The organism is Thermococcus sp. 5-4, assembly GCF_002197185.1.
GTDB classification, from domain to species: Archaea; Methanobacteriota_B; Thermococci; order Thermococcales; family Thermococcaceae; genus Thermococcus; species Thermococcus radiotolerans.
Window position 1 is genome coordinate 913,547 of record NZ_CP021848.1, and the last position, 23,723, is coordinate 937,269.

32 protein-coding genes are annotated in these 23,723 nt (G+C 55.8%); 23 read left to right on the forward strand and 9 right to left on the reverse strand.

Annotated elements, in window-relative coordinates:
• Positions 1–67 precede the first annotated feature (67 nt).
• The 8 genes from CDI07_RS05105 (at position 68) to CDI07_RS05140 (ending at position 7,778) form a co-directional block, all read left to right on the forward strand.
• Positions 68–1,858, forward strand: coding sequence for a pyruvate/oxaloacetate carboxyltransferase (locus CDI07_RS05105; RefSeq protein ID WP_088180580.1), 1,791 nt, complete (start codon positions 68–70; stop codon positions 1,856–1,858).
• Between the two features lie 176 nt (positions 1,859–2,034).
• On the forward strand, positions 2,035–3,735 hold the full coding sequence (locus CDI07_RS05110) for a carbon starvation protein A (protein ID WP_088180581.1): 1,701 nt from the start codon (positions 2,035–2,037) through the stop codon (positions 3,733–3,735).
• Between the two features lie 73 nt (positions 3,736–3,808).
• Positions 3,809–4,042 (forward strand): hypothetical protein, encoded by a 234-nt coding sequence (locus CDI07_RS05115; RefSeq protein ID WP_088181550.1) that lies wholly within the window; start codon positions 3,809–3,811, stop codon positions 4,040–4,042.
• Between the two features lie 9 nt (positions 4,043–4,051).
• On the forward strand, positions 4,052–5,044 hold the full coding sequence (locus CDI07_RS05120; RefSeq protein WP_088180582.1) for an ArsA family ATPase: 993 nt from the start codon (positions 4,052–4,054) through the stop codon (positions 5,042–5,044).
• Positions 5,034–5,327: an iron-sulfur cluster assembly protein gene (locus tag CDI07_RS05125; RefSeq protein ID WP_088180583.1), complete on the forward strand. Its 294-nt coding sequence runs from the start codon at positions 5,034–5,036 to the stop codon at positions 5,325–5,327. Before CDI07_RS05120 ends, CDI07_RS05125 begins: the two co-directional genes overlap by 11 nt.
• A gap of 2 nt (positions 5,328–5,329) precedes the next feature.
• Positions 5,330–5,986 (forward strand): hypothetical protein, encoded by a 657-nt coding sequence (locus CDI07_RS05130; protein ID WP_088180584.1) that lies wholly within the window; start codon positions 5,330–5,332, stop codon positions 5,984–5,986.
• 66 nt (positions 5,987–6,052) lie between these two features.
• Positions 6,053–6,877 (forward strand): alpha/beta hydrolase, encoded by an 825-nt coding sequence (locus tag CDI07_RS05135; RefSeq protein WP_088180585.1) that lies wholly within the window; start codon positions 6,053–6,055, stop codon positions 6,875–6,877.
• The gene (locus tag CDI07_RS05140) at positions 6,849–7,778 is read left to right on the forward strand and encodes a hypothetical protein (RefSeq protein WP_088180586.1); all 930 of its coding nucleotides are present in this window, start codon (positions 6,849–6,851) and stop codon (positions 7,776–7,778) included. Before CDI07_RS05135 ends, CDI07_RS05140 begins: the two co-directional genes overlap by 29 nt.
• 5 nt (positions 7,779–7,783) lie before the next feature.
• Here the strand turns inward: CDI07_RS05140 and CDI07_RS05145 are convergent, their stop codons facing one another.
• On the reverse strand, positions 7,784–8,803 hold the full coding sequence (locus CDI07_RS05145; protein WP_088180587.1) for an adenylosuccinate synthetase: 1,020 nt from the start codon (positions 8,801–8,803) through the stop codon (positions 7,784–7,786).
• 132 nt (positions 8,804–8,935) lie between these two features.
• Between CDI07_RS05145 and CDI07_RS05150 the strand changes: the two genes are divergently transcribed.
• Positions 8,936–9,862: an SDR family oxidoreductase gene (locus tag CDI07_RS05150; RefSeq protein ID WP_088180588.1), complete on the forward strand. Its 927-nt coding sequence runs from the start codon at positions 8,936–8,938 to the stop codon at positions 9,860–9,862.
• On the opposite strand, the gene CDI07_RS10110 is transcribed toward CDI07_RS05150, so the two are convergent.
• The 3 genes from CDI07_RS10110 to pfdA all read right to left on the reverse strand — a co-directional run bounded on the left by CDI07_RS10110 (position 9,774) and on the right by pfdA (position 12,723).
• On the reverse strand, positions 9,774–10,664 hold the full coding sequence (locus CDI07_RS10110) for a hypothetical protein (RefSeq protein WP_145954978.1): 891 nt from the start codon (positions 10,662–10,664) through the stop codon (positions 9,774–9,776). The two genes, CDI07_RS05150 and CDI07_RS10110, sit on opposite strands and share 89 nt — an antisense overlap.
• Positions 10,665–10,751: 87 nt before the next feature.
• A complete protein-coding gene (locus tag CDI07_RS05155; RefSeq protein ID WP_168169238.1) occupies positions 10,752–11,762 on the reverse strand; it encodes a DUF2341 domain-containing protein in 1,011 nt (336 codons plus the stop codon).
• 520 nt (positions 11,763–12,282) lie between these two features.
• Positions 12,283–12,723, reverse strand: a complete 441-nt coding sequence (gene pfdA / locus CDI07_RS05160) for a prefoldin subunit alpha (protein WP_088180590.1) — start codon at positions 12,721–12,723, stop codon at positions 12,283–12,285.
• A 100-nt stretch (positions 12,724–12,823) separates the two neighbouring features.
• Here pfdA and CDI07_RS05165 point away from each other — a divergent pair, with 100 nt between their 5' ends.
• Together CDI07_RS05165 and CDI07_RS05170 are read left to right on the forward strand one after the other, a co-directional pair.
• Positions 12,824–13,249: a hypothetical protein gene (locus CDI07_RS05165; protein ID WP_145954979.1), complete on the forward strand. Its 426-nt coding sequence runs from the start codon at positions 12,824–12,826 to the stop codon at positions 13,247–13,249.
• Between the two features lie 22 nt (positions 13,250–13,271).
• Positions 13,272–13,661, forward strand: coding sequence for a hypothetical protein (locus CDI07_RS05170; RefSeq protein WP_088180592.1), 390 nt, complete (start codon positions 13,272–13,274; stop codon positions 13,659–13,661).
• 3 nt (positions 13,662–13,664) lie between these two features.
• On the opposite strand, the gene CDI07_RS05175 is transcribed toward CDI07_RS05170, so the two are convergent.
• The gene (locus CDI07_RS05175) at positions 13,665–14,552 is read right to left on the reverse strand and encodes a P-loop NTPase (protein WP_088180593.1); all 888 of its coding nucleotides are present in this window, start codon (positions 14,550–14,552) and stop codon (positions 13,665–13,667) included.
• Positions 14,552–15,421, reverse strand: coding sequence for a P-loop NTPase (locus tag CDI07_RS05180; protein ID WP_088180594.1), 870 nt, complete (start codon positions 15,419–15,421; stop codon positions 14,552–14,554). The genes CDI07_RS05175 and CDI07_RS05180 overlap by 1 nt, the downstream gene beginning before the upstream one ends.
• 72 nt (positions 15,422–15,493) lie before the next feature.
• Here CDI07_RS05180 and CDI07_RS05185 point away from each other — a divergent pair, with 72 nt between their 5' ends.
• Genes CDI07_RS05185 through CDI07_RS05195 form a run of 3 tightly spaced genes read left to right on the forward strand, consistent with a single transcriptional unit; the run spans position 15,494 to position 16,826 of the window.
• A complete protein-coding gene (locus CDI07_RS05185; RefSeq protein WP_088180595.1) occupies positions 15,494–15,901 on the forward strand; it encodes a NifB/NifX family molybdenum-iron cluster-binding protein in 408 nt (135 codons plus the stop codon).
• A gap of 3 nt (positions 15,902–15,904) precedes the next feature.
• On the forward strand, positions 15,905–16,336 hold the full coding sequence (locus CDI07_RS05190; protein WP_088180596.1) for an isoprenylcysteine carboxylmethyltransferase family protein: 432 nt from the start codon (positions 15,905–15,907) through the stop codon (positions 16,334–16,336).
• Positions 16,284–16,826, forward strand: a complete 543-nt coding sequence (locus CDI07_RS05195; protein WP_088180597.1) for a DUF2250 domain-containing protein — start codon at positions 16,284–16,286, stop codon at positions 16,824–16,826. Before CDI07_RS05190 ends, CDI07_RS05195 begins: the two co-directional genes overlap by 53 nt.
• On the opposite strand, the gene CDI07_RS05200 is transcribed toward CDI07_RS05195, so the two are convergent.
• Positions 16,813–17,475: an MBL fold metallo-hydrolase gene (locus CDI07_RS05200; RefSeq protein ID WP_088180598.1), complete on the reverse strand. Its 663-nt coding sequence runs from the start codon at positions 17,473–17,475 to the stop codon at positions 16,813–16,815. The two genes, CDI07_RS05195 and CDI07_RS05200, sit on opposite strands and share 14 nt — an antisense overlap.
• A gap of 74 nt (positions 17,476–17,549) precedes the next feature.
• On the opposite strand from CDI07_RS05200, the gene tsaA reads away from it, so the two are divergent.
• Positions 17,550–18,050, forward strand: a complete 501-nt coding sequence (tsaA, locus tag CDI07_RS05205) for a tRNA (N6-threonylcarbamoyladenosine(37)-N6)-methyltransferase TrmO (protein WP_088180599.1) — start codon at positions 17,550–17,552, stop codon at positions 18,048–18,050.
• A gap of 97 nt (positions 18,051–18,147) precedes the next feature.
• Positions 18,148–18,594, forward strand: a complete 447-nt coding sequence (locus CDI07_RS05210) for a CGGC domain-containing protein (RefSeq protein WP_168169239.1) — start codon at positions 18,148–18,150, stop codon at positions 18,592–18,594.
• 35 nt (positions 18,595–18,629) lie between these two features.
• Here CDI07_RS05210 and CDI07_RS05215 read toward each other — a convergent pair whose 3' ends face one another.
• On the reverse strand, positions 18,630–19,439 hold the full coding sequence (locus tag CDI07_RS05215; RefSeq protein ID WP_088180601.1) for a hypothetical protein: 810 nt from the start codon (positions 19,437–19,439) through the stop codon (positions 18,630–18,632).
• Positions 19,440–19,576: 137 nt separating this feature from the next.
• Between CDI07_RS05215 and CDI07_RS05220 the strand changes: the two genes are divergently transcribed.
• The 7 genes from CDI07_RS05220 (at position 19,577) to CDI07_RS05250 (ending at position 23,270) form a co-directional block, all read left to right on the forward strand.
• Positions 19,577–20,194, forward strand: a complete 618-nt coding sequence (locus CDI07_RS05220; protein WP_088180602.1) for a NifB/NifX family molybdenum-iron cluster-binding protein — start codon at positions 19,577–19,579, stop codon at positions 20,192–20,194.
• Between the two features lie 55 nt (positions 20,195–20,249).
• Complete coding sequence (locus tag CDI07_RS05225) at positions 20,250–20,471, forward strand: hypothetical protein (protein WP_088180603.1); 222 nt, start codon at positions 20,250–20,252, stop codon at positions 20,469–20,471.
• Between the two features lie 55 nt (positions 20,472–20,526).
• Positions 20,527–20,991: a NifB/NifX family molybdenum-iron cluster-binding protein gene (locus CDI07_RS05230; RefSeq protein WP_088180604.1), complete on the forward strand. Its 465-nt coding sequence runs from the start codon at positions 20,527–20,529 to the stop codon at positions 20,989–20,991.
• A 118-nt stretch (positions 20,992–21,109) separates the two neighbouring features.
• Positions 21,110–21,298, forward strand: coding sequence for a hypothetical protein (locus CDI07_RS05235; RefSeq protein WP_088180605.1), 189 nt, complete (start codon positions 21,110–21,112; stop codon positions 21,296–21,298).
• A 64-nt stretch (positions 21,299–21,362) separates the two neighbouring features.
• The gene (locus CDI07_RS05240) at positions 21,363–22,331 is read left to right on the forward strand and encodes a hypothetical protein (protein WP_168169240.1); all 969 of its coding nucleotides are present in this window, start codon (positions 21,363–21,365) and stop codon (positions 22,329–22,331) included.
• A gap of 63 nt (positions 22,332–22,394) precedes the next feature.
• Positions 22,395–22,694: an antibiotic biosynthesis monooxygenase gene (locus CDI07_RS05245; RefSeq protein ID WP_226996623.1), complete on the forward strand. Its 300-nt coding sequence runs from the start codon at positions 22,395–22,397 to the stop codon at positions 22,692–22,694.
• 6 nt (positions 22,695–22,700) lie between these two features.
• The gene (locus tag CDI07_RS05250; protein ID WP_088180608.1) at positions 22,701–23,270 is read left to right on the forward strand and encodes a DUF998 domain-containing protein; all 570 of its coding nucleotides are present in this window, start codon (positions 22,701–22,703) and stop codon (positions 23,268–23,270) included.
• 5 nt (positions 23,271–23,275) lie between these two features.
• Here the strand turns inward: CDI07_RS05250 and CDI07_RS05255 are convergent, their stop codons facing one another.
• Positions 23,276–23,698, reverse strand: coding sequence for a PPC domain-containing DNA-binding protein (locus CDI07_RS05255; protein WP_088180609.1), 423 nt, complete (start codon positions 23,696–23,698; stop codon positions 23,276–23,278).
• Positions 23,699–23,723: the final 25 nt, after the last annotated feature.

Below are 23,723 nucleotides of genomic sequence, written 5' to 3' on the forward strand. Positions count from 1 at the left end.
TTCTTGCCCACAGAACGTCGTTAGGCTTTTAAATGTCATGAATTAGCCCCGAAATGGAGGTGAGAGAATGACGCGCGTTGAGATAATTGACACGACCTTCCGCGACGCTCACCAGTCCCTCATAGCGACGCGACTCACGACGGACGACATGCTGGCAATAGCTGAGAAGATGGATAGAATCGGCTTCTACTCGATGGAGGTCTGGGGAGGAGCAACGTTCGACGTCTGCATCCGCTACCTCCGCGAGGACCCCTGGGAGAGACTGAGGCTCCTGAGGGAGAACATCACCAAAACCAAACTCCAGATGCTCCTGCGCGGGCAGAACGTTGTCGGCTACCGCCACTACCCCGACGACGTGGTTGAAAGCTTCGTCGAGCTGGCTCACAGGAACGGAATAGACATCTTCCGCGTCTTCGACGCCCTCAACGACGTCAGGAACATGGAGGTGGCGATAAGGAAGGCGAAGGAAGTCGGGGCGGAGGTTCAGGGTGCGATAGCCTACACGACGGGCAAAGTGTTCACGCTCGAGTACTACATGAAGAAAGTGGAAGAGCTGCTCGCGCTGGACGTTGATGTCATCACGATCAAAGACATGGCGGCCCTGCTGACACCCTGGAAGGCCTACGAGCTGGTGAGCGAGATAAAGGAGCGCTACGGCGTCCCAGTCAACGTTCACACTCACTCCACAACCGGAATGGCCGTCGCAACGTACCTCAAGGCCGTCGAGGCTGGGGCGGACTACATAGACACTGCCATAAGCCCGCTCGCCTTCGGAACCGCCCAGCCGGGAATACAGACCATCTGGCACGCCCTACCTGAGGCCGTCGGGAGCCACCTCGACAGGGAGCTCATCCACGAGGTCTCACGCTACCTCAAGCGGCTCCTCGATGAGAAGTACTCGGGGATGCTGCACAAGGAGGCCCTCATGGTGAACCCCTACGTTCTGAAGTACCAGGTTCCGGGCGGGATGTACTCCAACCTCATAAGCCAGCTGAAGGAAATGAAGGCCCTCGACCGGCTCCAGGAGGTTCTGGAGGAGATTCCGCGCGTCAGGGAGGACCTTGGATGGCCGCCGCTGGTGACGCCCACCAGCCAGATAGTCGGAACGCAGGCGGTTCTCAACGTCCTCTTTGGAAGATACGAGAGGATAACAGAGGAGGTCAAGAACTACATCAAGGGACTCTACGGAAGGCCGCCGGGGGAGATAAACCCCGAGTTGCGGGCAAAGGTCCTTGGGGATGAGGAGCCCATAACCGTAAGACCCGGGGAGCTGCTCGAACCCGCGCTGGAGAAATGCAGAAAGGAGCTCGAGGAACTGGGCTACCTGGAGAAGGAGGAGGACGTTCTGACCTACTGCCTCTTCCCGCAGGTGGCGCTGGAGTTCTTCAGGGCAAGGAAGGAGGGCAGGAGAAAGCCCGAGATACCGCCGGCGGTTCAGAGGTTCAAGCTCTACGTTAACGGCGTCGAATTCGAGGTCGGCGTTGAGGGCGTCGACCTGAGCGCCCTCAGGTACCTGCCCCAGATAGCCGGGACTTCGGTCCCGCCCAGCCCTCCAAAAACAGCTGCTGTTCCTTCGCCTGCGCCCGCACCTGTTGCCGCCCCAGCTCCGGTTGCTCCAGCGACGCCAACTCCCGCCCCAGCCGGGGAGGGTGCAGTCACCGCCCCAATGCCGGGCAAGATTCTAAGAATCCTCGTCAAGGAAGGCGATGAAGTCAAAACCGGCCAAGGACTCTTAATCCTCGAAGCAATGAAAATGGAGAATGAGATTCCAGCACCAAAGGATGGCGTAGTGAAGAAAATCCTCGTAAAAGAAGGCGACACCGTCGACACCGGACAAACACTGATGGAGCTGGAGTGAAAAGACCTTCTCCACCCTTCTTTCTTTCAACTCCCTGCACAAAAAGTCTTCTCGCTGGAGCGCAACGGAGTTTTAAACGTTCAGTTTAAAAACGAAAAAATTTCAGCCTTTTGCCGAAAAGCATTTATATGGACACAAATCTACATTAGGCCGAAAACCCGCACGGGGGTGCAACTATGAACTCCGCTGTAATAATCCTGATAGCAGCGGCGATATACGTTGGACTGTATATGACCTACGGTAGAAGCCTTCAGAGCAAGGTCGTCAGGGCCGACCCCAACAGACCAACACCCGCCCACAAGCTCTACGACGGCGTTGACTACGTTCCAGCGCACCCGATGGTTCTCTACGGACACCACTTCGCTTCAATAGCCGGTGCAGGGCCGATAGTAGGTCCAGCCGTGGCAATGGCATGGGGATGGCTGCCGGGACTCATGTGGGTCTGGTTCGGCAACGTCTTCATTGGTGCCGTCCACGACTATCTCGCACTGATGTCATCGGTTCGCTACGATGGTAAGTCCGTCCAGTGGATAGCAGGAAAGCTCATGAGCAGGAGGACGAGCATGGCCTTCGAGCTCTACGTCTGGTTCGCGCTCGTGCTCGTCATCGCGGCATTCGCGGCAGTCATCGGCGGAATATTCGTCGGAACCCCGGAGGCGGCAACGGCATCGCTGCTCTTCCTCGGTGTCGCCGTGATACTCGGATGGCTGCTCTACAAGGTGCAGATAGACTTCAAGCTCGGAACAATAATCGGCCTGGTGCTCCTCGTCATCGCAGTGTGGCTCGGATTCAAGTTCCCGATTGAGGCAAGCAAGCAGACCTGGTACATAGTCCTCGGACTCTACATCATAGTCGCCTCATCGCTTCCGGTGTGGATACTGCTCCAGCCCAGGGACTACCTCAACGCCTACATCCTCTGGTTCGGCCTCATACTCGGTGGCCTGGCCTTCATAGTCGTCGGCGTCAAGGGCGGCGGAACCTTCACGGCTCCAGCCTTCACCACCTGGTCGGCCAACGTCGTCGGCGGGCAGCCGTCACCGTTCTGGCCAACGATACCGTTGGTTATCGCCTGTGGAGCGCTGAGCGGATTCCACTCCATCGTCGGTTCAGGAACGACGAGCAAGCAGCTCGACAACGAGCTCCACGGCCTGATGGTCGGCTACGGCGGCATGTTCACCGAGGGCTTCCTTTCAACCATCGTCATAGCCTCGATAGCCATCTACGGTCTCCAGGTCTTCCAGAGCATGAACATCCCCGTTGACTACAACAACTGGGGACAGCAGTACGCCATCCAGGTCGTCAAGCACGGAATAAAGGTCGGAATCTTCGCCAAGAGCTACGCCTACGGTCTACAGGACGCCTTCGGAATACCGTTCAAGACGGGAGCGGTCTTCGCCAGCCTCTGGGTCTCTGCCTTCGCCCTGACGACCCTCGACACCGCGACGAGGCTCGGAAGGTTCGCCTGGCAGGAGATCATGGAGATGGTCCACGGACCAGAGATGCTCAAGAACAAGTGGATAGCCTCAATAATCCTCGTCGCCTTCGGTATCTACATGGCCTGGGGCGGCAGCTGGCTCATCATCTGGCCGGCCTTCAGCGGCATGAACCAGATGCTCGCAAGCATCGCAATGATGACGGCCTCGCTGTGGGTTGCCAAGGTTCAGAGACCGGCAGGAGCCTGGAAGTGGGCTGTCGTCATTCCGGCACTGTTCCTGTGGATCACCGTCACGGCCGCGCTGGTCTGGTTCCTAGTCGTCATCAGGCCAGGGTTCTGGGTCAGCCTCATCACCGTCGTCGGCCTGCTCCTCAACCTGCTCCTGGTCTTCGACTGGTACGCAGCCTGGAAGAGGCCGGCAGCGGAGTACGCAGCTGCTTGAACCCTTTCCTTCTTTCCTTTCGCTTTTGGAGGTGAAAACATTGGAACCCGTGAAGCATTTTCTCAGGGGATTCATGGAGTCGTTCAAGCACCAGTCCACTGAGTACATCGAGTTCGAGCTGAGGGAGCTTGAGAACGTCTTCGCCCTCGTGCTGATGGGGGCCTTCGTTGGGATACCCTCCCCACCGACGACGCTGGTCATACGGCTCATGCCCCACATGGTGAGGGAGATCAAGGTGATGCACCAGAGGGCCGTTGACCTGGACGACGTCTTCGCCGAAGTGGCAGGCATGTTCGATATAGACTGAGGTGAGAGCATGAGGGAGTTCCTCCTTCCGAAGAAAGGCTTCAGAACCGTGTTCGTCATAGGTAAAGGCGGGGTTGGAAAAACCACCACGAGCGCCGCCCTGGCCGTGGCACTGTCAAAGAAAGGCTACAAGACGCTCATAGTCTCACTCGACCCGGCACACAACCTCGGTGACGTCTTCATGGTCAAGCTCAATGACAAGCCGAAGAAGCTCTCCGATAACCTCTACGCCAGCGAGCTGGACATGGAGAAGCTCATCAGGGACTACCTCAAGCACCTCGAGAAGAACCTGAAGCACATGTACCGCTACCTGACCGTCATAAACCTCGAGAAGTACTTCGAGGTGCTCAGCTTCTCGCCGGGCATAGAGGAGTACGCGACACTGGAGGCAGTGAGGGAAATACTGGCCGAGGGAGATGAATGGGACGTCATAGTCTTCGACACGCCGCCGACGGGACTCACACTCCGCGTCCTGGCCCTGCCCAGGATTTCGCTCATCTGGGCCGACAAGCTGATCGAGATAAGGCGCAAGATACTCGACAGGAGGCGCGCCATAGCGAAGATACAGGGGGAGCAGAAGTTCGTCGTTGACGGCGAGGAATTCACACTGCCAAAGGACGAGGAGGAAGACGCGGTCATGAAGGAGCTCAAGGCGTACAGGAAGGAAGTCGAGTTCGTCGAGAAGGTCCTCACCGACCCGGAGAAGACGAGCGTCATAGCGGTTATGAACCCCGAAATGCTCCCGCTATACGAGACCGAGAGGGCACACGAGAGCCTGAAGAAGTTCAAGGTACCGTTCAACCTGATAGTCGTCAACAAGGTCATAACGCTGAAGGAGGACATTCCCGAGCTGAAGGTCAAGCTCGAAGCCCAGGAGAAGGTCCTCGCGGAGATAGGAAAGAAGTTCAAGGGCATAGAGGTCATCAAGATACCCATGTTCGCCGAGGAACCGAGGGGCATGGAATGGCTGGAGATGCTCGGAGGTCTGATTATTGAGGGCTGAGGAGGTACTTGAGCTGCTCAGGAACGTGAAGAATCCATTCACCGAGATGGACATAGTCAGCGAGGGCCTCGTGACCAAGGTGGTCGTTGAGGAGGAGATGACGACGATATACGTCGCCTTCGCCAGGAGCACCCCCTCGACCCCATTTTCCATGGCCGTCAACTGGCCCCTCCAAGCGAAGATAATCCGAGACATGGTAAAGGTTTTAGAGGATAAGCTGGGATACTTTGAGATAGTTGATGACATGACGTTGCAACGATACTATCCGATTGAGGAGGTCTAATCATGGAGATAACGTCCGGATTTATCCTTGCGGTGATGGTTCTCGCGGCCATTTCATCGCTCCAGTTCTTCAAGGGCAGACAGCTCAACCTCAGGATAATGCAGCACTACCTCCGCTCCATAGAGGACGTCGTCAAGCCCGAGGATAAGGAATACGTCTGGCTCGGCGGCTACATCGGCTTCCGCGCCTACTACAAGGTGAACAGGGAGAACATCAGGAAGTTCGAGTACACCCTTACGCTTCTCCCCAGGCAGAGCATTCTCTACTTCCCGATAGCCCTCATCACCAGCAGGCACGACAAGCTCTACGTTGTCGTGAGGCCGTTCAACGATATAAAGCACGAAGCCCACCTCATCCAGAAGGGCTACTACCGCATGAGGCCCACGATAGAGGACGAAGAACTCCTAAAGAAGGAAATCATCGAAATCGCGGGCAAGAAGTACGAGGCTCTATACGAGAAGAGACGCGACATCGAGATGCTCCAGTACCTGGTTGAGAGCATGTCAAAGCCGGAGAACATAAAGCACGTCTCCCTCACCCCGAGCACCAACGTCTTCTACGTCCTAATGAAGCCCGAACCGGACACTATCGAGGACGACATCAGAAGGATAGTGCGCTTCGTCAACGAGAGGCTCAAGGAGAGCCCGTTCTCCTCATGAACCTTTTTTACCCCCGGGGAAAACGTTAAATGCCCCTTCCATTCATTTTCTAGGGCGGTGGATGTTATGGATGTCTATAAAGTCAGCTTCGGCGAACCGAGGCTCGGCTGGGTGGTTCTCGTCCACGGCCTAGGGGAACACAGCGGAAGGTACGAGAGATTAATAAGAGAACTCAACGATGCCGGCTTTGCCGTCTACACCTTCGACTGGCCCGGCCACGGAAAGAGCCCGGGCAGGAGGGGGCATACAAGCGTTGAAGAGGCGATGGCGATAATAGACGGCATTATAGATGAAATCGGCGAAAAACCCTTCCTCTTCGGCCACAGCCTCGGCGGCCTGACCGTAATCCGCTACGCCGAAACCAGATCCGATAGAATAAGGGGAGTGATAGCGTCCTCACCCGCCCTCGCCAAGAGCCCGGAAACGCCGGATTTTATGGTGACCCTTGCGAAGTTCCTTGGAAAGATCGCCCCAAGCGTAACGCTCTCCAACGGACTGAAGCCCGAACTGCTATCCCGGAACCCCGAGGCCGTGAAGCGCTACGTCGAAGACCCACTCGTCCACGACAGGATTTCCGCAAAGCTCGGAAGGAGCATCTTCGAGAACATGGAGCTGGCACACAAAGAGGCTGGAAGGATAGAGGTTCCAACGCTTCTCATAGTCGGTACGGGGGACGTGATAACACCCCCAGAGGGCTCAAGAAGGCTCCTGGAAGCGCTTACAGTTGAGGACAAGGCGATTAAGGAGTTCGAAGGGGCCTACCACGAGATATTCGAGGACCCGGAGTGGGCGGATGAACTCCACGAGGTGATAGTGAATTGGCTTGTGGAACATTCCGCCAAAGCGAATGAAGATGATGGCGATGAGGATTGTGGTGATGGAGGTCTATGAGACCAGATTCCTCACTCAGCTGATCACGGCCTTTCTGGTTCTCTTCGTTTCAGTCATTATCCTCATCCTTCTGACCCTCGTGAGTGGTGGCGCCTCCAGGGAGGCGTTCATAGGCATCTCCATGTACCTAATCTTCGCCCTGATCGTGATAGGCCTCATGCTGTTCTGCCTGAAAAAGATGAAAGAGGGACCCAGGAAGGCCACCACGCTTGCAAGGAACTGCACCCCCGAAGGAAACCGCCTAACGTTCCCCCTCGAGCTTGAGTTCGAGTACGGCAGGGTAACCCTTCTCAGCCATCCGGAAAAAAGGCGTTCGGCGAGGAATTTCCAGATTCTGAAAAGAGAGAGGTCCTCCTCCATAGAATTTCCCCCTGAGGAATTCAAGCTCTCAGCCGTAGTCGGCAGAGGATTCGCCAGCTTTCCGGCGGTAAGGGTGCTCAGCGGACCTTACGAGAGGACCGTGATACTCTTCATGACCAGCAGGGGAGTGGTCAGCGGTAAAAGGCTCCTCACGGCCGCCCTTACGGAGGGGCACGTTGACGTGGAGATTGAAGGACGCGGCGGGAGGCTGATCGGCAGGTTCTACACGCCACCAGGAGGAAGGGGCAGATTTGAAATGACCATGAGCGCCCCCGAAAGCCCCGAAGTCAACGTCAGGATAGCCGATTCTTCGATGCAGGGGTTTGAATACCCCCTCCTCCCGGAAGAGAGCACCGTCATATTCTGTCCCTACGGCAACCTCGACGTGGACAATATCCTCAGAACCCTCGGTCGCACGGGTGCAGTCATGGGACACGGGCAGTTTCTGGTAAAGCTGCGGTCACCGAAACCCAGGGCTAGGAAAATACTCGAGTATCCCATCGAGGTCAGGCTGGAGGAAGAAGAAAACTGGGAGTTTTGAAGAATTTATACCACGTCTCTTCTGTCTATTATGTGCTCAAGCTCGGGACCCGTCTTGATGAGCCCAACTGGAACGCCGACGCGTTCCTCTATTTCCTCAACGAACTCCCTGGCCTTCCTCGGCAGTTTGTCGTAGTCCGTGACGCCGAAGGCATCCTTGTCATACTTGTCCAGCATCGTAAGGGCTATCATCGTCGCGCCGTTGAGCCTCGCGGAGTAGCGGGCGAACTCGAAGTCGAACCAGCCGACCCTCCTCCGCCTCCCCGTGACGGTCCCGTACTCAACGAGACCCAGCTTCTCAGCCTCCTCCTGGCTCATCTCCGTCGGGAACGGTCCAGCCCCGACCCTCGTCGGGAAGCTCTTGAAGACGACTATGACGTCATCAACCCTCGTCGGGCCTATTCCAACGTCGCTCGCTATGGCAGAAGCGGTCGTGTCCTTCGAGGTCACGTAGGGGTAGGTTCCATAATAGAGGCTCAGGCCGAAGCCCTGCGTCCCCTCGACGAGTACGAGCTTCCCTTCGTCCAGGGCGTCGTTCACTTCCGCGGCGACATCCGTCAGGTAGGGCTCAAGCTCGGGAATATCCCTCGCCAGTCTCGCCCGTCTCATAACCCTGTCGGCGTTCGCCGGCCCGCAACCGCTTCCGGTGGTTCCTATCTTGTCGTGGAGGTGGCTGTTGCTCCTATCGAGCTTCTTGTGCTCCTCCTCAATTATGGAACAGCGGTAGTCGATGCCAACCCTCTCGGCGACGTTGAAGTCCTTGAGGTGCTCAAGCTCGTGGAAGAACACTCCCGGGTCAACGAGAACGCCCGCACCCACGAGAAGCCTGGCCTTTCTCTGAATGAACGCCGTCGGAAGCTGCCTGACCGCGTACTTCTTACCGTTGATAAAAACGCTGTGGCCCGCGTTCGTTCCAACTCCACCGCGAGCTATGATTTCAGGCTCGTCCTTCAGGGCAAGGTAGGCGATAACAGAGCCCTTGCCCTCGTCTCCCCACTGACCACCAACAACGATGTAGCTCGGCATGGCTCCTTACCCAGGTTTAAGTCAATAGGGGGCTTATAACGGTTTCGAATTTAACATAAATTTGTTAAAAGATTGGACCGCGGGCCGGCAAAAGGTTAAAACCCGTGGCAAACACTACCTGTGGGGGTAGCGATGAGGAACAAACTGATAGTCGTCACCGGAGGGGCGGGATTCATAGGCTCCCACATCGCCTGGGAGCTTGTCAAGGACAACGATGTGGTTATAATAGACAACCTCTACACCGGAAAGGAGGAGAACGTTCCACCGGGAGCGAAGCTCGTGAGGGTGGATATAAGGGACTACGAATCAATAGCCGAGCTGATAAGTCACGCAGATTACGTTTTCCACGAAGCTGCTCAAGTCAGCGTCGTCGAGAGCGTCAGGGACCCGATTTTCACCGAGGAGGTCAACGTCATCGGCACGCTCAACATTCTGAAAGCCCTTCTGGAAGGACAGGGAAAGCTGATTTTTGCATCCTCCGCGGCGGTCTACGGAGACAACCCAAACCTGCCCCTGAGGGAGACCGAGAGGCCGAGACCGCTCTCACCGTACGGCGTGACCAAGGCGACCGCCGAAGAGTATCTGCGGGTATTCAATGAGCTCTACGGAGTTCCAACCGTCGCGCTGCGCTACTTCAACGTCTTCGGCCCGAGACAGAACGCCAACCAGTACGCGGGGGTCATAAGTATATTCATCAACCGCGCCCTGAAGAACGAGCCGCTCGTCATCTACGGGGACGGCAAGCAGACAAGGGACTTCATCTACGTGAAGGATGTCGTTAGGGCGAACATACTGGCCGCAGAGAGCCGTAGGAGCAGCGGAAAGGTTTTCAACGTCGCAACAGGAAAACAAACGACCATCCTAGAGCTGGCGATGAAGGTAATCGAGATAACCGGCGCCAACAGTTCGGTGCTCTTCGACAGGCCCAGGCCCGGGGACATAAGGCACAGTCTAGCGGATATAAGCGAGATCAAGGGGCTTGGCTTCGAACCGGAGTGGAGCCTGGAGGAAGGGCTGAAGAAAACGGTGGAGTGGTATTCGTCCCAAACGGAGAGCTAAAGCTTCCATTTTCCAATTCTTCCAGTATCTTCGGAAGGATCTCCTTAACGTACGGTGAATTCATCAAGAGAACGTACAGGCCCCTCAAACGGTGACATCTTTCTGGCCGGATAACTCTAACCCCCCGATGCCCAACGGGGATGGAACTCTCTACCCAGAGAACGTTCTCCGCGATGAGCGGAGCAACGACCGCCACGCCGCTTCCGGAGAATACGGGCGGTGTAAACGTCACGTCGTAACACCTAACCAGCAGGAACGCCAGAGGGGACGTGCTGACCAAGAAAGCATAATCGTTGTAGTTACCGTTCGGGAGTCCTACGCCCAGCTCCTGGGTCAAAACGGAAATAAGCCCCGATGAGGACTGCACGTATTCCGGAGTCTGAACAACCACATGGAACTCTCCCCCAAGGACCTGTGAGGCGGTTATCGGAGGTGATATCTCAACGGACGTCCATCCGCCCGCCGCGAGGGTGCTGTTGAGCGTTATCCCCCCGGAGGAAATCTGCGCGGAGGAGTAGTAAACAGAAACGGAGAGGTTGGTGCCGGCGTAAAGGTCATCGGTGAAGTTTCCAGGATAGACCCAGGTCACGTTGAGGGGTACAATCTGCGGAAAAGGAAACGTGAGCACGTATATGGCGTAGGGTATACACACGGAACCGCTGGCGACTGGACTGAAGATGCCACCCAGTCCGCCACCAACCCCCTGAACGTTGACGTTGATACTGGGCACCGCTAACCCTATGGCCGCGAAGAGCATGACGCCGATAACCGAGACCGCCAGCATTCGCATTCTGGATTTCATCACTGCATACTAGGACGAGTAGGGATTAAAACCTTACTCCCGCGGGATCACGGAAACGTGGTAACGAGAATCAGTCCCGCCTAGAGATCACGGCCGCGGATGAAACACGAGATGATAGTACCACTCATCCACCTGAGCCTGGGGTTCATTCGGGGCGTACGGCCTTACCCTGAGGGCATCCACACGGTAGGTGCTCCCTCCCTTGATGTACACGCGATTGAACAGAAAGTTCGCATCATCATCGTATTCAGTGCTCCCCAGGGGGCTGTCCGTAAGGTATCCCGACTCATCGTAGACGAGCAGCCTAACGGTTCCATTGCTCAGGATTTCAAGGTGCACCAGATACCAAGTTCCGGTGCTGAGACCCACGTTGTTCACCCTAGCGTGGGTTGTCCCAAGATAGCTGGTCCTGGTGTCTATGCGGATATCATCGCCCGGAACATCGAGAACGGCCCCGAATCCGTTGCCCGATGCGTCCACCAGCCCAACCCTATCCAGCGACCCCCTCGTGACGTTCACCCTCTTGTCCCAGTATTCAAGGACAACACTCTGGGAGGCCCTGTCCACCGTGAAGCCCAGAGCCTTCAGAACCCCATCCTGCCTGTCAAAATACTGGTACTTCTCCGCAGACTGGGAGCCGCCGTATTCAAAATTATCGGAACCCATCCGCACACCCGGATTGTTGGGATTGTACCACTCCCACCCACCGTCCGTTATGCTGCCGTAGCCCTCAAAGTCGTCAAAGAACGGGAAAACCCTGCCCCCGTCGTTGTAGGAGGAGTAATCACCGTTACCATAGTACATCCAGACCACGGTGCCTCCGGGAGGAATCCTGGGGATGTTCACCCAAACGACTGCGTAGTCGTTGGTGGTATCGAGTATCTCTATCCAGTAGTTGAGCAGGTTTCCATCCGGATCCATGAAGTAGAGGCTCTTGGGATTGCTATCCAGAACGCTCCATACAACATCACTGCCGGAGAGAACGACCTTCACGGGCCAGTCTGTGAGCGTCGTCGAGCCGGAATACGTGATATTGATGGGATTCACGTATTCAGGATAATCCTCCGGTTTACCGACCCCGATCTTCTGCGTTATCACCTCGATGCTTCCGGTACCGGCCTCGCTGTAATAGCCATCAACAATGTTTACGGTGGTCTTGCTAAGATCGACACTACTGCTCCATATGAGATCCGAGGAAAAATCAAAGACGAGCGGCGTGTTGGCGGGCTGGTCGCCCGTGAGCCTGACACCCTTGGAGCCCAAAAGACGGCCATTCGAACTGTAGAGGGAAACGTTGACTACTGTGCCCGCTTCAAGTTTGATGGGGAATATCACATGGACATCGTACACCACGAGGCCAAATAAATACGTTGTAACGTAAAACCCTCCCTCCCCTGTGGGACTCACAACCCTCTGGCTTCCAGCACCGAGTTCCTGGACGTTGACATTGATGCTGGGAACGGCTAACCCAACGGTCAACACCAGCAGCAAGAGCGCAAGTGAGAGGAGGGTTATTCTCAGCCGCCTCATATTAAACAATTCATTCGCGAGAAAAGTTTAAAATCTTATCCCCTCGGCTTCGCTTTCCGCCCCGAAAAGGAGGAAGAAGGAATCGCCGTCACTTCTTCACGCTGAAACCCATGGCCTGCCTCTGCTGGAGCTCCTGCGCCTTCTGGGCGAGCTCTCCCAGCTGTCCCTCCAGCTTTCTGAGCGCCTCCTGGGTCTTGGCTATCGCCTCATCGTACTCCTTTATGCGCGCGTCCAGATAAGTTATTGCCTCGTCGAGGTTCTTCTCGATGGCGTAGCCGGCGCCGACGCTGACTATCGCGTTCTTCTTGTCGTCTATGTGCGCCTTCAGGAAGGAACCGGCCCCGATCGGCACCAGTATCTCCGGCTTCTCCTCCTCGACCTTCTTGAGTTCCTCCAGTGTCTCCTTCACAGCCTGAAACTCGTTCCTCCCAAGGGTGAGCAGTTCAAGGTTTTGGGCCAGGAGCTGAGCCTGCGCCTGAAGGAGCTGGTACTCGTAAGCGAGCCTCTCCATCTCATTGGTCTCGGCCATTTTACACCACCGAAGGGACTATGCAACGGGGCTTTTAAGGTTTGGGTCCGGATTACCAAGCAGGCGAAAAAGTTATTTACCGTGTGCAAGACGAAATTATGTGATTGACATGAGCTTCGGGAAGCTACTGGTTGTTGGAATGATCCTTGTTATTGCAGCCGGACTCGTCTTATCATTCTCAGACATCCAGAATCATGGTGAAAGCACCCAACCACCAAATCACATCTCGTACACGGTATGCCCCTTCGTGAATCCAGCGTACGTTAAAGAATTGGCCAAGGAAGTGAGCGGCCCTGAAAGCCTCGGGACTGTTCTGATGAAGTCATTCAACGCCTCGCTCGATCCGAATTATCCCATTGCCCTCGTGAAAAAACTGATCGACGACGGAAAGGCGGAGAGGGTCTATCAGAGGTATGCCTACTCCTTCGCCAGCTGTTCCAAGACCGTCAGCGCCTCCTCTGGTTGGCATATGGAAGAACGCTACCTGGTTGTCCCTCCGATCAGAGAGATAACCCCCCAACACTAAAGAGTTTGACATCCTCTACGGCATGATATACACGGAGATCGACGGAAAAGGAGTTGTGTTCCTGTATTATCTGTCGAATCCCGAGACTGTTGAAAGAGTTGAGGGCATCTCATTCTTCTATCCAAAGAACCTCAGCATCGCCGAGACTACCGGCGAGATAGCCTGGAGGTGCTGGCACTACACCGAGAACGGGGCAGAGATAGGCTCCTGTAAGGGAGACGGAACGGAGACGTTCATACCTGCGGTAATCGACGACAAAAACTCGATTGGAATCTGGGCAAAAGGGGCCTATGGTTCCTTCGTGATAATCCTCAACGAAACGGTGAAAGACGAAGAAAACCTCCCCATCTCCATGAGGATTGCAGTGGTGGTGAACGGGGAAGGGGTGAACCTCCCCCTCGGAAATCCGTAGTAATCATTTCAGGATTTCCTCTTTTATCCGCTCCGCTATCTCCCTCATCGCATCGGCAGCCTTCGAGTCGGGGAAGGCCTCGACAAAGGGCTTGAGCATGCTCATGCTCTTCGGAATGGCCCTGTCGTAGGGTATCTCGCCGAGTATCGGGATTCCCTCGGCTTCGGCCCACTCCCTAAGGGCAGTAAAACCGGGGTTGAAGTCTGCCTTGTTGATGATGAGGTAAGCCGGCTGTCTGAAGTGCTGGACAACCTTGTAGGCCCTCTGCACGTCGCTGAGGGAAGCAGGCGTAGGCTCCGCCACGAGTATCGTCAGATCCGCTCCACCTATGCTCGCTATAACCTGACAGCCGATTCCGGCGGCGCTGTCAACCACCATGTGCTTCAGGCCAAGCTCGCCCATGAGCTTCTTCGCCCACTCCTTCTCCTCTGTGACGAGCTTTCCGCTGTTGGGCCTGCCAACGTCGAGCTGGGCCGAAATCAGCGGGAAACCGTAGCGGGTGGTCGTCTTCCTGACGACTCCAGAGCGAACCTCGTCAAGGCTTATCGTCCCTGGAACCGGACAAACGAGACCGCAGACGTTGCAGCCCTCACAGGTCAGCTCGCTGACAACGTAGTCCCCATCAATAACCTTGATGCAGTCGTAGGGGCAGCGCTCCTGGCAGATGCCGCACCTTATGCAGCTCTCCGTGTTTATCCTCGCCACCTTCGCCCCTACCAGCTCCCTCTCCTCCTCCCAGTGCTCCACGCCGAGGAGCAGGTCGAGGTTCGGCGCGTCAGCGTCAGCATCAACAGCAACGAACCGGTACTCGTCCTTCAGCAGGTAGAGGAGCGAGGCAGTAACCGTGCTCTTTCCAACGCCTCCCTTGCCGCTCGCTATGACCAGCTGCATCACTCACCACCTCCGAGGAACTCAACGACCCTGGAAGCAATCTCCCTGAAGAGCCCCGCCTCGGGATAATCCGTCAGGACTATGGGCTTCCCCTCAACGTAGCTCCTTATGATGTTCTCGCTGTACGGAATCTCCGCGATTACCTCCGCACCGTACTTTTCGGCAATCTCGCGCACCTTGGCCACGTCGCCGAGGTCCGAGCGGTTCACAACGACCATCGCGGGAATGTCCATCAGCTTCGCCAGCCTGAGAATCAACTCGCCGTCGTGAATTCCGAGGGGAGTTGGCTCGGTGACGGCTATGATGAGCCTCGAGTCCTCAAGGGCCTTCGAGACGGTGTTGCTCGTTCCCGCGGCGGTATCAACCATCAAAAGCTCCTTCTCAAGCCCCTGGGCGCGCTTCTTAGCCCTGGAAACTATCGGCATCGCCCTCTCCTCACCCTCAAGGAGCCTTCCCGTGACAAGCGGGAAGCCGTAGGGAGTTTCAGTAAGATAAGTGTGCCCCATCAGCTTCTTGCCCGGCAGAATCGCCCCCGGAACCGGGCAGACTATCTCACAGGCGGCGCAGCCGGAGCAGAGGTTCGGCATCAGGAAGGGCGTCCCATCGCGCATGGTTATTATCGCGTGCTCCTCACAGACCTCCGCACACTTCCTGCAACGGGTGCACTTCTGATAGTCGAAGCGCGGCATGAACAGTTCAACCGGCTCCTCATTGGCCAGCTCCACGCCGAGGAGCAGGTGGTCGTTGGGAGCTTCAACGTCAAGATCCGCCAAGACAAGGTCGTAGCGCTCCCTGAGCGCTATCGCTAGGTTAATCGCGACCGTGGACTTTCCGGTGCCACCTTTTCCACCACTCACCGCTATCTGCAAGCTCTCACCTCCAGAATTAGGCTAACCTAAAAGCTTTTAAGCTTTGTGCATACGCTCAAAACGGTGATGCTCATGAGGTGCCTGAAGGTCGCGTTTGGAATGGAGAACGATGAGACGCTCATAGATGCCCACTACGGGGACTCGGAGTTCTTCGCGATATACGAGGTCTGCGAGGACGGGAGCGTTAAGCTCCTCGAAAAAAGACACAACAAAGCCAAAGACTTCGAGGAAGAAGACGAAAGCCACGGCGATCCAAGGAAGTTCAAGGCCGTCGTGAGCCAGCTCCTCGACGTTGACGTCCTGGCGGCCTTCAGAATGGGGCCGAACTTCCTGAGAATCCGCGACAAGACCAACAAGGTGGCCTTCTTCACGAGAACGAGGGACTTAAACCTCGCCCTCCAGCGCGTCGTTGAGAACTTCGACGATCTCTACAGCCAGGTCCAGGCGAAAAAGGCCGAAAAGCCCCCGATAGAGGAGTGAGCGATGGAGTTCCTTGGGATAGTTCCCAAGGTTTCCCTTTTCACGGCTCCCTACGCGGTTTTGGCATTCTACTTAAATTCGAGGCTCAACTTCTCTTTTCCCAGATTTCCGGCCTTGGGATTTGCCCTTCTCACAGCCGGCATAGTCTTCTGGCTTCTCTGCTACCGGCAGATTTCGAAGGCCTACCGAAGGGGCGAGCTGCTCACAACGGGATGCTACTCCAGAGTCAGACACCCCATCTACTCAATCTGGGGCTTTCTTATAGTGCCAGGCTTCTCGCTCGCCATCGGAGGCTTTATGCTGGGTCTACCACTCTTCTACTGGCTCGCATTGGTGAAATTTATAGGGGAAGAAGAGAACGCTCTGGAGGAGAGGTTCGGCGATGAATGGCGAGAATACACGAAAAGAACGGGCAGGTTCCTACCGAGGATTTGAGCTCCTCCCGGTTCACCTCTACGTCCTAATCCACCTGAAAAAAGCGGGCGTTGATTACGCGAAGATGATAGGGAAGATTAGCGGCCTTCCGCTTGAACTCATAACGGATGCAATCGACGACCTCCTTGAAATTGGCCTGATAGAACGCGACCCAGGGAGCGCGGTAAAACGAAGCAAAGCACGCTTCAAGAAGGCCTTCGAGGTTCACAAGCACCACACCTACTACCGCCTCTCCAGAGAGGGGGAGCTCTTCGTCCGTTCGATTGACGAGAAGTGGCTCAAGCGATACTTCGACAGACTCATATCGAACGGGTGGACGGTCGTAAAGGCCCTCGCTGAAAGCAGGGATGTAAATGAAGCGGGCAGAAAGGTAAGCATTGACGGTGAGACCCTCGAAGAGCTGAGGGTTCTCCGTTTCGTAACTGAGAAGGGCAGAAAGACGGAGTTCTTCAGGCGGCTGTGGGAATCCTCGGGGTTTAAAGCTCGATGACACTCCCCGTTCTTACTTCCACGAACTTCTCGGGATATTTCTTCCGCACGTACGCCTTCGCCTCCTCCCCGGAGCAGTGGGCGGGGGCTATTAGCTCGGTCAGCTTCGCCAGTCTATCAAGAGTCCTGGCCGAAGGACCGTGAAAGCCTCCGATTACGAGATGGGCTTTCTCATACCCGGAGACATCAAGGACAACCCTAGTAAGCCTGTCAACGCCCGGATGAGAACAGCCAACGATGACGACGAGGCCAGAGGGCGTTTCCACCCCAACCGCTTGCTCGAACCCATTTAATGGTCCCGAACTCCAAACTCCGGCTTCGATCTCACCGGCCTTCGTGACCTTCCTAACCCGAAATCCCCAATGCATTCCCCTCATTCTGTTTCCCGGTGGGGCGTAGAGGGGAATCCCCGGATTCAACTCACCGACGAGGGAGAGGCCCCCGTAGTGGTCGTAGTGCCAGTGGCTGAGAACGGCAAAGTCAAGGCCCCTTAAGGAAACGCCGAGAACTTCAGCGTTGTGGAGCAGTATTCCTCCCCTCGTGTCGGCATCGAAGAGGAAGCGGGTTCTTCCCTCAACGAGAAGGCTCCAGCCCCAGTCGTTGAGGAAGCCCTTCGAAGGGGCGTTGTCGTTAAGGACGAGAAGGCGCATACCATTCCCCCTTGTTTATACCCTCAATGCAACGTATCGCTGGAAGGGTTTTAAACTTCTCCCGCCAAACACACATGGGGAAGAAAGTGAGGGAAGTAACCTACCGCTTCATCGGAGTCATCCACAGCCCATTCAAGGGGCCGAAGGGCGTTCCAATACAGCCCTCTGCAGCCAGAGGAGTTAAAGGGACCGTTGAGGTCTTTCCGGAATACTCGCCAGGACTGAAGGACATCGAAGGGTTTTCGCACATCATACTAATCTACCACTTCCACCTTGCGGAGCCAGGAAAGCTCCTCGTCAGGCCGTACATGGACGATGAGGAGCACGGAGTCTTCGCCACCCGTGCACCGGCCAGACCGAACCCGATAGGCATCTCGATAGTGAGACTCATCGGCGTCGAAGGGAACGTGCTCCACATCGAAGACGTTGACATCGTTGACGGAACGCCACTGCTCGACATAAAGCCGTACGTGCCGGAGTTTGACATCAGAACCGTCGAGAGGACGGGCTGGCTGGAGCAAAACGTTCACAAGCTCCCCGAGGCCAGAGACGACGGCAGATTCGTGAAGGAGTAGCACCGTTATCCTCTTGATTCACGGTTGAACAAAGGACATCGTACAAAAGCTTTAAGCCAACTTTTTTGTTAAGATATCTGTCTGAACATTTAGGGAGATGCCGAAAATGGTAAAAATTGGAATTATAATTTGCGACCGCTACCGCACCTGCGCGGGCGGTAAATGCTTCAGGGCGCTGAGGGAACGCGAGGGAGCCTTCAGCATATACAAGGACCAAGAAGTCGAGGTTGTCGGATACACCACCTGCGGAGGCTGCCCTGGAGGGAACATTGAATACGCCCCAGCAGAAATGAAAAAGAACGATGCTGAGGTGATCCACCTCGCAACGGGCTTTCTGGTGGGCTATCCTCCCTGTCCCTGGATAGACTACTTCAAGCGGTTCATCGAGGAGAAATACTGCCTCAAGGTCGTCCTTGGAACCCACCCCATTCCGCAGAAATACTACACGACCCACAAAGCTTTAGGCACGTGGGACTCGCCCGAGTGGGAGGAAAAACTGAAGTACGTCATCTGTGATGAAGAAACAAGAAAGAAATACGACTAACGGCCGAACCAATTCCCAAAGCCAACGCTAAAACCTCACGGCCGCACAAAGGTCAGCTTCACTGCTTCACCCTCCTCAAACCTGCCCACGAGCTTGAAGAGGGAATTGTTGCAGTAAACCCCAACCCCTCTTATTTCCTTTCCATTGGCCAGCACCCTAAAGTTCGCGTCAAAAATCGAGACGCCGTTTGATAATCTCTCCCCAACCGAAAGCTCCAGGCCAAAGAGCTTTACGTTGTCTACCTCACCAAAGAGCGCCCCGTAGCGGTAGTGCGGAAGACCACCCTCGATGGAAAAGCCCCCGGATGTTAGAGGTGTGAGGGAGCGTCCTTCGGTTTTCAATGGTCGTGCCCAGCAATAGTTTTCCATGCATTCCACGACCTCAAGCTCATCCTCCCTCAAAGAGGGCACCAGCTCAAGGAGAATGGGACTCATTAGAAACGCCCCGCGAGCCCGGTAGGCGTCGTGGCACGGCCTAAGCTCAAAGTGTGCGTGCCTGTCGCTCCAAGGACTGAAGAAGCCCGAGACCACCATCCCCCCTACAGGATCACCAAGAACCAAACGTTCACCCTCCCCCACAGCGGGTTTCACGTGGAGCACCTTGAGACAGAACTCCCCAACCTTCACGATTGTGAGGTAATCCTCCCGCACAGGCACGTAGCCCGGCGTCTTGACCCTCCTGACGGCCACCACCCTGCCCTCTTCAAAGGGAAAGAGCGCCTCGTCGGGAAAATACACATCAACGGCAGTCCCGAGCCTGTGGGCTGGATAGGGGCTATTGTAGAAGCTCCACCACGCATTCTCCGGCACATCAAGAGGGAATCCCTCAACAGTGGCTATCCTCATAGGTCACCGTCAAGTCTCTACACAAGCCAATATATGAACATTGTGCGAATTGCAGGACTCAGGAGGATTAGGGTAACCGAAAACTTTAAATGCTGTGCATATGCACAAAATAATAGAACGAAAGTGAGGTGGTTGAGATGAAGATTGCTGTACCCACCAACGGAGGGGGACTGGAGGACACCGTTGCCCCGGTCTTTGCCAGGGCCCCCGCGTTCCTCATAGCGGACGTTGACGAAAACGGCAACGTCACCAACAGCAGGGTCATCCAGAACGGTGCCGCCATGGCCGGCGGTGGAGCCGGGCCAATGGCCGTCCAGACCCTCATCAACGAGGGCGTTGAAGCGGTGATAGCACCGCAGGTCGGCCCTAACGCCCTTGGGGCCATACAGGCCGCAGGAATAAGGCTCTACCAGGTTGCACCGGGAACCCCGGTTGAGGAGGCCATAAAGGCCGTCACCACTGGAAGCGCTGGACAGCCTACCGCCCCAGTGCCTGCGGCTCCAGCAGTTCCGACAACGCCGGCCCCCGCCTACGGCCCGTACCCAGCTACACCCGCTTATCCTGCCTACCCGACCTACGGCTACGGCTTTGGTCCCGGCAGAGGCTGGGGCCGCGGTGGCGGCTGGGGAAGGGGCAGAGGCTTCGGCCGTGGATGGGGCAGAGGAGGAAGGGGCTGGGGAGCAAGGCTCGGCTACTGCCCCTGGACCGGCCAGCCCAGCAGGAGGGCCCTCCGCTGGCTCTACGGCTGGTGGTGAACCCTCTCTTTTTACATTATGGACATGAGTCTGATAACGTATCGGAGGAAGGAGAATGCCAAGGGGAATGGGAAGGGGATACGGAAGGTCAGGGTACGGATTTTATCCATTCGGCGGAGCGTACGGCCTAATCGATCTGCTCTTCCTCGTAGGGATCCTGTATTTCCTGTTCAAGCTCTTCGTTGTGGCGTTTCCATACGCTCTGGGCCTGGCGATACTCCTGATCCTCAGGTCGTTCCTGAGGCCCCGTTTCTGGGGATGGGGAAGGCCATTTTGAGCGTATGCAAACTTTTTTAAGTTCGGTTTTCCTAATTCTTCCGGAGGTGGTGTGAATGAGGATTATCGTGTCAACCATAAACGGAGGACTCGACGACAGGGTGAACCAGGCGTTTGGAAGAACCCCCACTTTCACGATAGTTGACGTCGAAAATGGCGGAATAACCAACGTCCAAGTGGTCCAGAATCCCGGCTACAGCCAGCCGAGGGGAGCGGGAGTTACCGCGGCGCAGTTCTGCATAGACCAGGGGGCAGACGTTGTGATAGCCGGCCAGTTCGGACCCAACTCATCGGGCGTTCTTCAGGCTGCCGGCATAAGGATGGTCTCGGCTCCAGCCACGATGACCGTCAGAGAAGCGGTCGAAGCCTTCCTGAGGGGCGAGCTCACCCAGGCCGTTTTCGGCCCCGAAGGCGGTGGAGCCGGCGGAGGAATGGGAAGAGGTATGGGACGCGGCATGGGAAGAGGCAGAGGTATGGGCCGTGGAATGGGCGGCGGCCGCGGCAGAGGCGGCGGTTGGTGAACTTGAGTCCCTTCTTCCAACATTTTTCGTGAGCACACTCCCATCAAAAGTTAAAGTTCTAACATACGGCCGACGAAATGTTAAAATATTCTAGAGTGGAGAAAACAACGGTGAGTCTATGCGCGGTCCGTTCCCAGACCAAGTCACCATCAAGAGGTCCGACCCCCTTGCCCGCGAAAGAACCGAAAGGTTCCAACGCGAGAGGGGAGAACTCCGGAAGTACTCGGCCATAGAAACCGCCGTAGTCATAATACTCGCAGTATTGGCCCTGGGGTTTGCAGTTTTCATCCTGAAAAACTATCTGTAAGCGTAGTTCGTAGACCATGCGCCCGATAAACACCCATATGAAACACACAACGGGCGAGCGGGGAATGCAGGGGTACTTTTTTTGGTTTCTCCTCGCCTCGCTGTCAGTCTTCTTTGCTGAGGTGACGGTGGCTTCATACCTCTACCCATACTTCACACCCTGGGGAATAATCTCCCTTCTCCCGCTCTACGGCCTCCACACATTGGTTCTCGCGGGGATCGTCTACCGCTTTGGGAAGCCCCGGTTCGAGACCCTCTACCTCGCAGGAATACTCTTCGGCCTCTACGAGGCGTACATAACCAAAGTAGTGTGGAATCCGGAGTGGGACTCCTTCCTCAAGATCGGCGGCGTCGGAATCTTCGAGGTTCTCGTCGTGGTGCTCTTCTGGCACCCGTTCATGTCGTTCATAATCCCAGTTGGAGTCGCGGAGCTCCTGACTTCGGGAAGAAGGGTGCTCCCGGGTTTCGTTCTCAAACACCCCTACCTCACTGTCCTGCTTCTTGGCATAGTCGAATCCTCGAATGCTCCGTCTCCCCTCCACTCATTTCTATCGACGTTCTCCTCCTCGGCGTTTCTAATTCTCATGATATATCTCTGGCTGGAGCGTTTCAACGGCAGGAACCATGACATGATGGAGCTCCTACCCAACAGGAGGGAGCTCAAGCCTCTGATTCTGGCGCTCATTGCGTACTACATAATCTTCGGCTCCCTACTCAGGAGAGAAGCACTCCCCGGCTTCTCTGCCCAGATTCCAATCTGGCTTCTCTACGCCCTCACGTTTTTCCTGCTGTACCGCGCCCTGAAGAAGTCCCGAGAGCATGGAGAGGTTGAAATCACGGAATGTAGGCCCGAGCTTAGAAGACTCACCGAACTTGCAGGGGTTTTCGTAATCTCCGCGACAATATTTACCTCAATCAAAACGTTCGTGCTGCCAGAGCTTGGGGTTGCGGTTATCATGACTCTCTGGGCCTTTGCGAGCGTTATCGCGGTCGTGAGTCTTGTGAAGAGCGCCAGATGGGCGTTTACCCAGTAATACCGCGGGAGGTTTTTATAGGATGCCGCCGAGAATAATGCCGAGGTGATTTTAGTGGCAGTTATGAGGCTCTGGCACGGAAGGGTGCCGATCGAAAAGGCGGACGAATACGAAAAGTTCCTCATCGAGAGGGCTGTTCCTGACTACGGTTCCGTTGATGGACTTTTAAAACTCTACTTCACAAGGAAAGACGAAGGAGACGTTGCCCACTTCCTTCTCGTCACGATATGGGATTCGATGGAATCGATCAAGAAGTTTGCCGGCGAAAACCCGGAGATAGCTAAGTACTACTCGGAGGACGACGACTTCCTGCTGGAAAAGGAGAAGTACGTTCAGCACTACAGGATCTTCTACGAAGGGTGACCGTGAATGAAAAAGAGCCAGCTGTGGGCTGGCATCCTTTCTCCCCCAATCGCCCTCGGTGGGATAGGTGCGGCAATCATCATAAACCGCTCCTGGTGGCGGCTCACGGACAACGCGATAAGCGACCTGGGAAAGGTCGGCCTTCCGTACAACTGGGTGATGAACGTCCCGCTGTTCATATCCGCGATTCTTGCCATCTATTACGCGGTGGGTCTTTTCAGGGAGATTGCGAATCCTATCTCCAAGCTTGGGATCGGAGTTTTTATCCTTGGGCTGGCATTCCTGGCGGGAATAGCGGTCTTTCCGGAAGGAACTGAACCGCACTACCACGTCAGCTGGGGGTTCTTTCTGGCCGGGAGCGTTGGATATCTGATAGCCGGAGCCGGCCTCTGGCTCGAAGGCCAGGGAAAATTCGGAGCCTTCACCGTTCTGCTCTTCATCGCAGAGGTGCTCCTCGCGAGATGGGCGTTTAAGACCTTCAATGGCGTTGCCATCGCCGAATTCACCGGAATTTTCGCCATGGTAATCTGGCACTACGCGCTGCTGTGGAAGAAATTCTTCGCCGAAAAGAGTTAGAGAGCCTAAAGGCTAGTCTCGTCCCACAGCGCCAATCCATTCTCCTGCGGCTTTCTTTCAAGCAGCTCGCCGAGGAGTTCCTGCATGAAAACCTCCGCCACGAAGACTTCTCCCTCAACGAGATGTCCGCCGTAGAGCATGCCATCCGAGTCGCCCAGTGCAACGTGGATGTGGGCGAACGGCTCACCGTCCTTGACACTTATGTTGCCCGCGAGGGATACCAGCTCATAAGTACCGGTCAGCTCGATGACCTTGTACTCCCCTGCATCCTCATCGAAGTAACCTATCTTCGGGTTCTTCAAACTCCCGATGGCGCTGACCGTCCCAATCAAGACGTTGTTCTTCTTTGCAAATTCGTTTATGAACTTCAGGAGCTCCTCCCCCTCGGGAATCCTGAACAGGAAATTCCTGCCCCTCGAGAACCTCACGGTACTCACCTCAAAGCTAATAAGC

Bases quoted from the DNA above. Each gene is read 5' to 3' on its own strand.
- CDI07_RS05145 (WP_088180587.1), bottom strand. From the start codon at position 8,803: ATGCCGAGCTACATCGTTGTTGGTGGTCAGTGGGGAGACGAGGGCAAG.
- CDI07_RS05175 (WP_088180593.1), bottom strand. From the start codon at position 14,552: ATGCAGCTGGTCATAGCGAGCGGCAAGGGAGGCGTTGGAAAGAGCACG.
- CDI07_RS05240 (WP_168169240.1), top strand. From the start codon at position 21,363: ATGCAGGGGTACTTTTTTTGGTTTCTCCTCGCCTCGCTGTCAGTCTTC.
- CDI07_RS05200 (WP_088180598.1), bottom strand. From the start codon at position 17,475: ATGCGCCTTCTCGTCCTTAACGACAACGCCCCTTCGAAGGGCTTCCTC.
- CDI07_RS05250 (WP_088180608.1), top strand. From the start codon at position 22,701: ATGAAAAAGAGCCAGCTGTGGGCTGGCATCCTTTCTCCCCCAATCGCC.
- CDI07_RS05105 (WP_088180580.1), top strand. From the start codon at position 68: ATGACGCGCGTTGAGATAATTGACACGACCTTCCGCGACGCTCACCAG.
- CDI07_RS05120 (WP_088180582.1), top strand. From the start codon at position 4,052: ATGAGGGAGTTCCTCCTTCCGAAGAAAGGCTTCAGAACCGTGTTCGTC.
- CDI07_RS05230 (WP_088180604.1), top strand. From the start codon at position 20,527: ATGAGGATTATCGTGTCAACCATAAACGGAGGACTCGACGACAGGGTG.
- CDI07_RS05170 (WP_088180592.1), top strand. From the start codon at position 13,272: ATGATATACACGGAGATCGACGGAAAAGGAGTTGTGTTCCTGTATTAT.
- CDI07_RS05225 (WP_088180603.1), top strand. From the start codon at position 20,250: ATGCCAAGGGGAATGGGAAGGGGATACGGAAGGTCAGGGTACGGATTT.
- CDI07_RS10110 (WP_145954978.1), bottom strand. From the start codon at position 10,664: ATGAAATCCAGAATGCGAATGCTGGCGGTCTCGGTTATCGGCGTCATG.
- CDI07_RS05115 (WP_088181550.1), top strand. From the start codon at position 3,809: ATGGAGTCGTTCAAGCACCAGTCCACTGAGTACATCGAGTTCGAGCTG.
- CDI07_RS05220 (WP_088180602.1), top strand. From the start codon at position 19,577: ATGAAGATTGCTGTACCCACCAACGGAGGGGGACTGGAGGACACCGTT.
- CDI07_RS05110 (WP_088180581.1), top strand. From the start codon at position 2,035: ATGAACTCCGCTGTAATAATCCTGATAGCAGCGGCGATATACGTTGGA.
- pfdA (WP_088180590.1), bottom strand. From the start codon at position 12,723: ATGGCCGAGACCAATGAGATGGAGAGGCTCGCTTACGAGTACCAGCTC.
- CDI07_RS05215 (WP_088180601.1), bottom strand. From the start codon at position 19,439: ATGAGGATAGCCACTGTTGAGGGATTCCCTCTTGATGTGCCGGAGAAT.
- CDI07_RS05245 (WP_226996623.1), top strand. From the start codon at position 22,395: ATGAGGCTCTGGCACGGAAGGGTGCCGATCGAAAAGGCGGACGAATAC.
- CDI07_RS05140 (WP_088180586.1), top strand. From the start codon at position 6,849: ATGAGGATTGTGGTGATGGAGGTCTATGAGACCAGATTCCTCACTCAG.
- CDI07_RS05195 (WP_088180597.1), top strand. From the start codon at position 16,284: ATGAATGGCGAGAATACACGAAAAGAACGGGCAGGTTCCTACCGAGGA.
- CDI07_RS05190 (WP_088180596.1), top strand. From the start codon at position 15,905: ATGGAGTTCCTTGGGATAGTTCCCAAGGTTTCCCTTTTCACGGCTCCC.
- CDI07_RS05150 (WP_088180588.1), top strand. From the start codon at position 8,936: ATGAGGAACAAACTGATAGTCGTCACCGGAGGGGCGGGATTCATAGGC.
- CDI07_RS05210 (WP_168169239.1), top strand. From the start codon at position 18,148: ATGCCGAAAATGGTAAAAATTGGAATTATAATTTGCGACCGCTACCGC.
- CDI07_RS05135 (WP_088180585.1), top strand. From the start codon at position 6,053: ATGGATGTCTATAAAGTCAGCTTCGGCGAACCGAGGCTCGGCTGGGTG.
- CDI07_RS05130 (WP_088180584.1), top strand. From the start codon at position 5,330: ATGGAGATAACGTCCGGATTTATCCTTGCGGTGATGGTTCTCGCGGCC.
- tsaA (WP_088180599.1), top strand. From the start codon at position 17,550: ATGGGGAAGAAAGTGAGGGAAGTAACCTACCGCTTCATCGGAGTCATC.
- CDI07_RS05185 (WP_088180595.1), top strand. From the start codon at position 15,494: ATGAGGTGCCTGAAGGTCGCGTTTGGAATGGAGAACGATGAGACGCTC.
- CDI07_RS05235 (WP_088180605.1), top strand. From the start codon at position 21,110: ATGCGCGGTCCGTTCCCAGACCAAGTCACCATCAAGAGGTCCGACCCC.